7 protein-coding genes are annotated in these 7,082 nt (G+C 38.5%); 4 read left to right on the top strand and 3 right to left on the bottom strand.

Annotated elements, in window-relative coordinates; translation table 11 throughout:
* Positions 1-362: 362 nt before the first annotated feature.
* Positions 363-1,310: a LysR family transcriptional regulator gene (locus GQR46_RS13800; RefSeq protein WP_101216732.1), complete on the bottom strand. Its 948-nt coding sequence runs from the start codon at positions 1,308-1,310 to the stop codon at positions 363-365.
* A 428-nt stretch (positions 1,311-1,738) separates the two neighbouring features.
* Between GQR46_RS13800 and aceK the strand changes: the two genes are divergently transcribed.
* The 3 genes from aceK (at position 1,739) to GQR46_RS13785 (ending at position 4,852) form a co-directional block, all read left to right on the top strand.
* A complete protein-coding gene (gene aceK, locus GQR46_RS13795; protein WP_165741244.1) occupies positions 1,739-3,511 on the top strand; it encodes a bifunctional isocitrate dehydrogenase kinase/phosphatase in 1,773 nt (590 codons plus the stop codon).
* A gap of 64 nt (positions 3,512-3,575) precedes the next feature.
* On the top strand, positions 3,576-4,538 hold the full coding sequence (locus tag GQR46_RS13790) for a zinc-binding dehydrogenase (protein WP_165741243.1): 963 nt from the start codon (positions 3,576-3,578) through the stop codon (positions 4,536-4,538).
* A gap of 62 nt (positions 4,539-4,600) precedes the next feature.
* The gene (locus GQR46_RS13785) at positions 4,601-4,852 is read left to right on the top strand and encodes a DUF2999 family protein (protein WP_007582532.1); all 252 of its coding nucleotides are present in this window, start codon (positions 4,601-4,603) and stop codon (positions 4,850-4,852) included.
* 81 nt (positions 4,853-4,933) lie between these two features.
* Here GQR46_RS13785 and GQR46_RS13780 read toward each other — a convergent pair whose 3' ends face one another.
* On the bottom strand, positions 4,934-5,434 hold the full coding sequence (locus tag GQR46_RS13780; protein ID WP_165727380.1) for a fasciclin domain-containing protein: 501 nt from the start codon (positions 5,432-5,434) through the stop codon (positions 4,934-4,936).
* 183 nt (positions 5,435-5,617) lie between these two features.
* Here GQR46_RS13780 and lepB point away from each other — a divergent pair, with 183 nt between their 5' ends.
* A complete protein-coding gene (lepB, locus tag GQR46_RS13775; RefSeq protein WP_165727381.1) occupies positions 5,618-6,268 on the top strand; it encodes a signal peptidase I in 651 nt (216 codons plus the stop codon).
* A gap of 81 nt (positions 6,269-6,349) precedes the next feature.
* On the opposite strand, the gene GQR46_RS13770 is transcribed toward lepB, so the two are convergent.
* Positions 6,350-6,997 carry a bifunctional 4-hydroxy-2-oxoglutarate aldolase/2-dehydro-3-deoxy-phosphogluconate aldolase gene (locus GQR46_RS13770; RefSeq protein WP_165727382.1) on the bottom strand — a complete coding sequence of 216 codons (648 nt, stop codon included), beginning with the start codon at positions 6,995-6,997 and terminating at the stop codon, positions 6,350-6,352.
* Positions 6,998-7,082: the final 85 nt, after the last annotated feature.

Below are 7,082 nucleotides of genomic sequence, written 5' to 3'. Positions count from 1 at the left end.
TTATCAGTTTCAACTTTAGAGAAAGGAAGAAAGCTAATTTTGGTGACCTTGCTCATTATAAGTGAACACTTCAAATATAGGTATTGGTACATAAAATTCCATTTTTTAATATGTCTTAGGTTATTGATAACGAGTATCTAAAGTTATTGACTTTATATTACTAATTAAGAATAACGCAGTACCTATTTTGATTCAATTCTTCAGCGAACATTGTATTTGAGTTCTAGCTTTTTCATTAGGTAGTTTTTAACTCAATGTATTTAAAATGCTAACCAAGCTATTAGCTCAAAATAAGATGATTCAGTACATAGCACAGGCACTCTCATTAGGCTCTTGAGTACTAATCAAAGGTTTGCTCTTAATTACCTATCTGCAATCGTTTTAGCAAACGCTAATAATTCACGCCTTAACCATTGGTGTGCAGGCGCGTGGTGTAGTAGCGGGCTCCATATCATTTTTACCTCAATAGGCACTATTTGAAATGGCACAGGGCTGATTACTAAATCAGTATGAGAAGTTAATAACTTAGCTTGCCTGCGCGGTAGGGTGGCAATAAGTTGCTCTGATTGGCAAAGCAGGCTTGCGACCATGTAGTGGCGAGTAAAAACACGTATTTTACGGGTTTGCTCTAGTTGCCAAAGCGCTTCGTCTACCCAGCCTAATTTTTGCTTACCTGATTTATTAGTAACAGCGGCCTCTGGTCCCCAGCCTGCACGGTTTACCCAAATATGTTCTTTTTGTAAGTAGTCGTCTAACCCTGAATGTTGTAAAAATGTATTTTTAGGATGCGTTAAACAACAGTAGTTATCGCGCCAAACACTGGCCTGATGAAACGAGCGAGGGAGACCGTTAAAGCGGTTTATAGCTAAATCTATAGTGCCTTTTTCCATGTCTTGTAGGTTTACGTCGCTTGGGCTCAATACATCAAAATTAATACCGGGGTTTTTACTAAGCTGCGCCGTTATAAAAGGGGCTATTAAGGTCGACTCTATATAGTCGTTTGCCATTATTCTAAAGGTAACTTCAGCGGTTGTAGGGTTAAACTGCTCACTAGGCTGCGTAATAGCTTCAGCCATTTTTAATAGGGCCTCAACTTCAGGCTTTAATGCAAGTGCCTTTGCCGTTGGCGTCATAGAGCCTGCGGCACGCACAAGTAGCGGGTCGTCAAATAAATCGCGCAAACGTTTTAGCGCATTACTCATAGCCGGTTGCGTAAGAGCAAGTTTATTTGCAGCTTTTGACACACTTTTTTCATCTATTAACACATTTAAATAAACGAGAAGGTTAAGATCGACATTTCTTATATTCATATGGGCGTGTTGGCCTTTCAGGGTTGAAATTTGTTCAATCTAGGGGCGATTTAATCGCGGCGCGAGGTTTGCCACCTAGTGGGCTAAGTAAAAATCGAGCAAAGCTTCCGCGTCCTGCTCACGCCCCTTACCTACATCCATGTAGGCAACAAAGAGTTAATTGTCCCTAGAAAGAACCCTATGGGCAGTGTGTATTTGGCCTTTATATAGCGTTAAAGTACATTTATGGGGAGTCACAACACTACATGTACTTTGCCTTGCTTAAAAACCAAATACACGGCTGCAAAATTAACCTCGAAAGGTCAATACGCCCAATAAATTCTATTTATATGCTTTATTAATTATCTAAATTAAAGCCTGCTTGCTAAGGTGTAAACCATTAATAAAAAATAACCGCCATAACTGGCATCAATATAAGTGCTGTATTTATGCAAAATAAGCTAACAAATCAATCTAATAATGCGCTACAACACGTTGTAGCCAGTAAGCTTGCACGATCTGTTTTTGCTGGATTTGAGGCGATGTTTTCGCAATTTTTAAATATTACACTGGGTGCACAAAGCCGGTTTGAGCAACGACAGTATCACAGTGTACAAAGTGCTATGCGTGAACGTTTACAGGTGTATGAGCGCGAAGTTAAAAACGTGAGTGAAGCCGTCAGAGTTATTGCTTATGCTGAACTTACTTGCCCGCAAACGTGGCAGTTAGCTAAAAATATTTATGGCGATATGGTAGAAAATCACGAAAATAAACCTATTGCGCATACCTTTTTTAACTCAACGTTTGGCGCAATTTGGGACGATAAAAAAATTCGTACTGTGCATTTGTTTGTATTAAAAGCAAAGTATCGTAGTGAGCCACGCTCTTATGAAAGCTTAGTGAGCAGGGTATCGCTACATAATGGGTTTAATAACGCCGTTAAAACGCTTATCACTAATCAAGTATTTAGAGTGCCGTTTAGTCATTTAGAACGCGATGTAGCCACATTACAAAGTACGTTAATGCAAGGCTCTAAGCAGCAATGCAAACAGGTGTACGAACTTATAAATTTAAACGATTGGTATATTGAATACGCCAACTCATTATTTTTTAGAAACAAAGCCTGTTATTTAATTGGGCGCTGCATTGCTAAAAATGGCGACAATATGCCTTTTGCTATCGCTATTTTAAATACCGATGAGGGACTAAAGCTTGATGCTGTAATGATGGGCGCCGATCAATTAAGTTTATTATTTGGTTTTGCACGCACCTATTTTATGGTTGATACCGATAAGCCCGCTCGTTATGTAGATTACTTAAGTGTGTTAATGCCACATAAACAACGCTTTGAGTTATTTAACGCCATTGGTTTTATAAAGCACGCCAAAACTGAGTTTTATCGACACAAGGTTGATACGACTAAAAATAGTCCAGCCAACTTTAAGTATGTTACAGCACCAGGGACGCCAGGTATGGTAATGCTGGTATTTACTATTGAAGGGCTAGATTACGTTTATAAAGTAATTAAAGACAAATTTAGTGCGCCAAAAACAGCCACCAAAGCACAAGTGAAAGAAAAGTATAACTTTGTAAAACAAGCCGATAGGGTTGGTCGTTTGGTAGACACACACGAATTTAGATATTTAGCGTTTGATTTAAGCCGTTTTAGCGACGAGCTGCTTGAGCAGATGAAAAGCCAAATTGGTAGCAGTATGGTTATATCGGGCAAGGCACTTATTTTAAAGCACGTTTACGTTGAGCGTAAAATGACCCCACTTAATTTGTATATTAACCAATGCGATAACAAAACCTTAGAAAGAGTGATGCATGATTACGGTAAAGCAATTAAAGAGTTAGCCGGCGCTAATATATTTCCGGGCGACATGCTAATGAAAAATTTTGGCGTAACGCGATGGGGGCGAGTGGTATTTTACGACTTTGACGAAATTTGCCCACTGACCGATTGCAACTTTAGAGAGGTGCCACAAACCCAAAATGCACTTGAAGAGCTAAGTAGTCACTCGTATTTTGATATAGCCGAAAATGATATATTTCCGAGCCAATTTAAGGTGTTTTTTAGTGCTAACGAACTTGCGTTTAACTATTTTAATAACGAGCACAGTCATTTGTTTTTAGCGCCATTTTGGCAAGGCTGCCAGCAACAAATACATAATGGCTATCTACCCGATGTTTATCCTTATAAACAAAGTTGGCGATTTTGAGGTTGTTTGAATCTGTGTTCATCCCCATCTATATGTTATTACAGTTTTTAAACTTGGAGCGACAATGAAATATATTTCTCATGAAGATGGCAATCTTGCATTTAATAAAACCGAAAAACCGGTTTTAAAGAGCCATGAAGTACTCGTAAAAGTAGAAGCTATAGGTGTGAACCGTGCAGATAGCATGCAGCGTCAAGGAAAATACCCGGCTCCTGCGGGAGATAGTCCAATTTTAGGTTTAGAATGCGCTGGTGTAGTTAGTGATATTGGCGGTAAAGTTGATAGAGTTTGGCTTAATAAACGTGTTTTTACCTTGTGCTCAGGCGGCGCTTACAGTGAATATGTAGCCGTTGATGCAAAGCAGCTTATGGAATTACCCGATGATGTAACAATGGCAGAGGGGGCTGCAATAAGCGAAGTGTACCTAACAGCATTTGGCGCTTTATTTGAGCTTGGTAAATTGCAAAAAGGGCAAACAGCACTTATTCATGCAGGTGCTAGTGGTGTGGGCGGTGCAGCAATTCAAATGGCTAAAAGCGCAGGTGCAACCGTTGTTATTACTGCCGGTACGGATGATAAATGCCAACACGCAAAGGAACTCGGTGCCGATCATGCAATTAACTACAAAACCACTGACTTTGTAGAATACATGAAAGCAAATGAGTTAACAGCGAATGCAATTGTAGATCCTGTTTCGGGGAGTTACTTAAATAAAAATGCCGCTATTGCAGCGATGGATTGCCAAATTGTAATGCTTGCATTTTTAGATGGACGTTTTGCAGAAGTTGATTTTGCCGCGCTTTTACGCAAACGTATTTCGTTTCATGCCTCAACGCTTAGAAATCGTAGTATTGAGTTTAAACGCCAGGTGCGCGACGACTTTGTAGCGCGTTTTTACAATGATATTGCCACTAAAAAGTACGACTTTAACCTGTATAAAACATTGCCTTGGAGCGACGCAAACGAAGCTCATGCTATTTTAGAGCGTAATGAAAATGCTGGTAAAGTTGTTTTACTTGTAGAGTAACTCTTTAATTTTAGGGTTTAGCCCATATACTAAGCTCTATAAAAAACACTTAAGGTTTAATAATGAATCCAATACTAGCAATACTTAAAGAGCACAATGTAAGCGACGAAAAAGTAAAAGCATTGTTTGAAGCGTTTACTCAAAACCCAATGATGGCAATGGCGCTTGTTCAAGAGCTTGGTATTCCGCCAGAAAAACTACAGCAACTAATGGCAGTCGTAATGACTCAACCGCACCTTATTAAAGAAGCGACTGACGAACTTGGTTTAGATTTTGAAAAAGTAAAAGAAGCGAAAGAAAAACTAAATCAATAATTTTTTATGTGATGAAACAAAAATAAATAAAAGAGCATAAGTATTTACTTATGCTTTTTTATTTGACTTATTCTTTTATGACTACTCTTTTGGAAGTAGTACGGTGTCGATAACATGAATTACGCCGTTGCTTGCTTTTACATCAGCTTTTACAACTTTAGCATCATTTATCATTACGCCCATGCTGTCGGCTTTAACCATAACTGATTGGCCTTGTAGTGTTTTCGCACTGTCTACCTTCATTACATCGGCTCCCATCACTTTTCCAGACACTACGTGATAAGTTAATACCGCCGTTAGCTTGTCTTTGTTTTCAGGCTTGAGTAGCATTTCAACAGTGCCTTCAGGTAATTTAGAAAATGCAGCATCTGTTGGTGCAAAAATAGTAAATGGTCCTTTACCTTGCAGTGTTTCAACTAAACCTGCGGCTTTAACAGCAGCAACAAGAGTAGTGAACGAACCATTTTCAACGGCTACTTCAACAACGTCTTTTTTCATACCATGATGATCAGCATAAGCCATTGTAGTAAATCCAAGGCTTGCAGTTGTAAACAATAATGCAGTAGTAATTTTCTTAAACATTTTATTTTCCTTTAAGTTAATACCCGTTGGTTTCGTTAAAAGTTACGACGCTCTAAATTTAATCGATCAATTAAAATTAGTAGTCAACATGTTTTGTTACATCATTGATTGAACTGCAGCTAGTTAGCAAAGTCATATAAATAGTTACTCAATTAAAGACTTGTTCAATTGAAGGGAATAGGCATGAAATTAGTTTATAAGTTTTGGAAAAATAACCGCTCTCTTATCGTATTTATTGCACTGATGAGCGTATTTAGAAGCGCTGTTGCCGATTGGTACGAAGTGCCAACAGGCTCAATGAAACCGACAATTCAAGAAGGTGACAGAATACTTACCGATAAAATGGCCTACGATATTCGCGTCCCATTTACGCACATAAAATTACTTAAATTAGCGGATCCACAAGCTGGTGATATTATTGTTTTTGACTCACAAGCTGCCGATAACCGTTTAATTAAACGTGTAATTGGTGTGCCAGGAGACACCGTTGCGCTTGAAAATAATGAGCTCATTATTAATGGTAAAAAACTTAATTATGCAGATCAGCGAAGCAACATAGACTCGCTTGATAAAATTGAAAATTTAAACGGATTAGAGCATTCGATAAGAGTGGCAAATATTCCTTCACGTTTATCGGGGTTTGATGCAATTACAATTCCTGATGATTATTACTTAGCAATGGGCGATAACCGCGACAATAGCGCTGACTCGCGTGTAATAGGTTTAATTCCGCGTAACGAGTTATTAGGAAAAGCAGAACGCGTTATAGTGTCACTTGATTACGATAATTATTACCTACCAAGAAAAGATCGCGTATTGAAAAAGCTGAATTAATTAGTAGTAATTAATTTTGTATAGCGCCCAATCAAATTTTATGAGCACACATTTGGCTATTTTATAAATAAAATAAACTGCCTATTTAGGCAGTTTACTTATATAGTTTTTTACAAGCTTGGTAAGGTGGCTACGCTCTTGTTCGGTATTTAATACCTTACAAAAATCGCCACTTACTGCCGCGCCACAAGCACCTGCTTCAAACCATTGTGATAAATTATCTAAATTCACACCACCAACAGGTATTAATTGTGCTTCTGAAAATGGACCTGTTAATGCTTTAAAGTAACCAACGCCCATACTGCCCGCAGGAAATACCTTAATAATATCTGCCTTATATTCAATTGCATTTGCTACATCGGTAGGTGTTAGCGCGCCCATTAATACCGGCAACCCGTGCTGGTGGGCAAGTTCGACAACCGATTTGTTGGTATTTGGCGTTACAATAAACTGCGCGCCTGCATCAATTGCTTGCTGAGCAAGGGTGGTGTTAATTATTGTGCCTGCACCAATAAGTGCGTTTTTATGAGCTGCGCGTGCTTTTGTTATTTCTTGCTCAAAGCCAGGCGTGTTTGAAGTGATTTCGAGTGCGTTTATGCCTGCATTAACTAAGCAATCAATTAATGGAGCTACGTCGCTTTGTTGTTTTAAGCGTAAGATTGCGAGTAACTTATATTGCTTGATTAGCGCACTGGTATTTAGTCTTTGGGTATCAAGGTTGCTGGTCATGGTTGTTGATCTAAAAAATATTTTAATACACTGATATTATTTAAATAATGCTTATAAAGCAAATAGGGAAGCCCATAAAAAAACC

Origin of the sequence: Pseudoalteromonas sp. Z1A6, assembly GCF_011378745.1 — a bacterium.
GTDB lineage: Bacteria > Pseudomonadota > Gammaproteobacteria > Enterobacterales > Alteromonadaceae > Pseudoalteromonas > Pseudoalteromonas arctica.
The sequence above is the reverse complement of the archived record's forward strand: the minus strand, read 5'-3'. Positions and strand labels throughout refer to the sequence as shown.